Here is a 3,147-nt window from a genome sequence, read left to right as displayed (position 1 = left end):
TTGTAAAGCCCGTTCAAAGCGCGCTTGAAAGCCTGCCTAAAAGCCTAATCGAAGCGGGTCAAAGCCTAGGCAAAAATCGCTTTGAGATCGCCGTTTTTATCCTCATCCCAAACGTCTTTAAAAGCGTCGTTTCGGCGCTGGTTTTGGCTCTTGCTCGCGGTCTTGGCGAGGTCGGCATCACGCTGATGCTAGGCGGAAATATCGTAGGCAAAACCGACACCGTTTCGCTAGCTATCTATAATGCGGTTTACGACGGCGAAAACGGCCGCGCGCTCATTTTGAGCGTGATTTTGGTCGTGCTTAGCTTGGTGCTTTTTGGGTTTATAAATTTTCTCGAGCGTGCTAAAAAATAGACTAACATCGCAAATTCGCTATTTTAAACGCGTAAAGCCGAGAGCGCCCTAAATTTACCCCGAGTGTAAAACAAAATACGGCTTTGCGAGTATAAATTCATTATTTTTTTGCTACAATAAGAAGTTTTGAACTTTAACTATTTAGGAGAAATTTCTATGAAAAAAGAAGACATAAAAGAGCTGATCGAGTTTTTTAACGAGATGGATATGAACCGCATAAAAGTAAAAAGCGGGGATTTTGAGGTCGAGCTTGAAAAATTCGCCGACTGCTGCGAGCTGCCAAAGCCCGTCGTCCAAGCTCCCGCCCCGACTCCGACTCCGGTAAACGTTGTGGTAAGCTCAGAGGTCAAAGCTCCTGCTAATTCTCCAAAAGACAGCATAAAATCGCCTATGGTCGGTACTTTCTACGCTGCTCCGAGCCCCGGCGCGGCGCCGTTTGTAAAAGTAGGCCAGCGCGTGAGAAAAGGCGACGTCGTGGGTATCATAGAAGCGATGAAGATAATGAACGAGATCGAGGCCGAATTTGACTGCCAGATCACCGAGCTGCTCGTTTCCGACGGTCAGCCGGTCGAGTTTGGCTTGCCGCTATTTGGCGTGGAGAAAATTTGATGGAAATAAAAAGAATTTTAATCGCAAATCGCGGCGAAATCGCGCTGCGAGCCTTGCGAACGATAAAGGAAATGGGCAAAGAAGCCGTCGTGGTCTACTCCACGGCCGATAAAGACGCGCTCTACGTCAAATACGCCGACGTGGCGATCTGCATCGGCAAGGAGCGCTCAAGCGACAGCTACCTAAATATCCCGGCCATAATCAGCGCGGCCGAAATCAGCGAAGCCGACGCGATATTTCCGGGCTACGGATTTCTCAGCGAAAATCAAAATTTCGTCGAAATTTGCTCGCATCACAAGCTAAAATTTATCGGTCCTAGCGTAGCCGCGATGGCGCTAATGAGCGACAAAAGCAAGGCAAAGCAGATGATGCAGCGCGCAGGCGTACCAGTAATCCCCGGTTCTGACGGCGCCGTAGCCGATACGAAGGCGGCCAAAGAGCTAGCTAAAAAAATCGGCTATCCGGTCATCCTAAAAGCCGCAGCCGGCGGCGGCGGACGCGGTATGCGCGTGGTCGAGCGCGAAGAGGACATCGAAAAGGCGTTTTGGTCGGCCGAGAGCGAGGCGATGAGCGCGTTTGGCGACGGAACGATGTATATGGAAAAATACATCCTAAACCCGCGCCACATCGAGGTTCAGGTTATCGGCGATAGTCACGGCAACGTCCTGCACATCGGCGAGCGCGACTGCTCTATGCAGCGCCGTCACCAAAAGCTGATCGAGGAGAGTCCTGCGATCCTGCTAGACGACGACACTCGCGCTAGACTGCACGAAACGGCGATAAAAGCGGCAAAAGCTATCGGCTACGAGGGTGCGGGAACGTTTGAGTTTTTGGTCGATAAAAATTTGGATTTTTACTTCATCGAGATGAACACGCGCCTGCAAGTCGAACACTGCGTGAGCGAGATGGTGAGCGGCCTAGATATCATCGAACTGATGATAAAAGTAGCCCAGGGCGAGGCGCTACCGCCGCAAGAAAGCATCACGCTAAAAGGCCACTCCATCGAGTGCCGCATCACGGCCGAGGATCCAAATACGTTTACGCCAAGTCCCGGCAAGATAACAAAATACGTCTGCCCGGGCGGCCGCAACGTGCGCATGGATAGCCACATCTATCAGGACTACTCGATCCCGCCGTACTACGACAGTATGATCGGCAAGCTCATCGTCTGGGACACCGATAGAAACAGAGCCATCCACAAGATGAAGGTGACGCTCGAGCAGCTCATCATCGGCGGCATCAAGACCACGCGCGATTTTCACATCGCGATGATGGAAAACCAAGACTTTATCAACAACAACTACGATACCAACTACCTCTCTCGCCGCTAAATTTGCGGCTACGTGCCGAAGCGAGTTTAAATTTGCTTCGGCGCAGCTATTTTACATTTAAATTTATCGGCAAAACCCGCACCGCTTTACTCTTGCTCAAAATATCAAATTTATAAAACTCTTATCCGTGCAGCGTTAATAATACAAACCAGACAAATTTGACGTCGTAAAGGTGCGGGTTTGGGCGAGCAAGCAAATAAAATATGGGCGTCAAATTAAAAAATAGCCGCGCAAATTTTAGTATAATACCCCAAATTTAACTAGGCGGAAGCGATGATAAACGACGAATTTTACATGTCTCTAGCGATAAAAAAGGCTTGGGAGTTTCAAATTTTAACCTACCCAAATCCCGCCGTCGGTTGTGTGGTTTTAGACGCCGGCGGCAGGCTGCTTTCAGTCGCCGCGCATAAAAAGGCGGGCTTTTTACACGCCGAGCCAAGCGCGATTTTATTGGCGCTTTGCCAAAAGTGCGAGGCGTTTTTGAGAGATTTTTTACGAGACTACAACGCGGCTTTTGGCGTCAAATTTGAAAACGCGGCCGAGCTTGAAAATGCGGACTTACAGCCAAATTTCACGTATGAATACATCCTGCAAAATCACGGCGATCTGCTAAAGGGAGCCAAGGCCTACGTGACGCTCGAGCCCTGCGCTCACCGCGGTAAAACTCCGCCATGCGCCGAGCTTTTAAGTCGGCTAAAATTTGCCGAAGTCATTATCGCTAGAGGCGACGAAAACGCCGTAGCAAGCGGTGGTGCGCATATCTTGCAAAACGGCGGCATATCGGTCAAATTTGGCGTGCTACGGCGTGAGGCGGATGATCTAATAGAGCCGTTTCTTGCGTGGCAGGGCGGAAA

4 protein-coding genes are annotated in these 3,147 nt (G+C 50.1%); all 4 read left to right on the top strand.

From position 1 onward, the window contains the following. Positions 1-353: ABC transporter permease subunit (locus Q0338_RS04535; RefSeq protein ID WP_298085719.1), on the top strand; the 353-nt coding region annotated here is incomplete at its 5' end. A gap of 156 nt (positions 354-509) precedes the next feature. Then, a complete protein-coding gene (accB, locus tag Q0338_RS04530; protein WP_298085718.1) occupies positions 510-962 on the top strand; it encodes an acetyl-CoA carboxylase biotin carboxyl carrier protein in 453 nt (150 codons plus the stop codon). After that, on the top strand, positions 962-2,293 hold the full coding sequence (locus Q0338_RS04525; protein ID WP_298085720.1) for an acetyl-CoA carboxylase biotin carboxylase subunit: 1,332 nt from the start codon (positions 962-964) through the stop codon (positions 2,291-2,293). Before accB ends, Q0338_RS04525 begins: the two co-directional genes overlap by 1 nt. A 273-nt stretch (positions 2,294-2,566) precedes the next feature. After that, positions 2,567-3,147, top strand: a 581-nt coding sequence (locus Q0338_RS04520; RefSeq protein WP_298085717.1) for a bifunctional diaminohydroxyphosphoribosylaminopyrimidine deaminase/5-amino-6-(5-phosphoribosylamino)uracil reductase RibD, incomplete at its 3' end; no start/stop codon positions are given.

Source organism: uncultured Campylobacter sp. (genome assembly GCF_938018145.1).
Lineage (GTDB): Bacteria > Campylobacterota > Campylobacteria > Campylobacterales > Campylobacteraceae > Campylobacter_A.
This window is presented reverse-complemented; position numbering and strand designations above follow the sequence as displayed.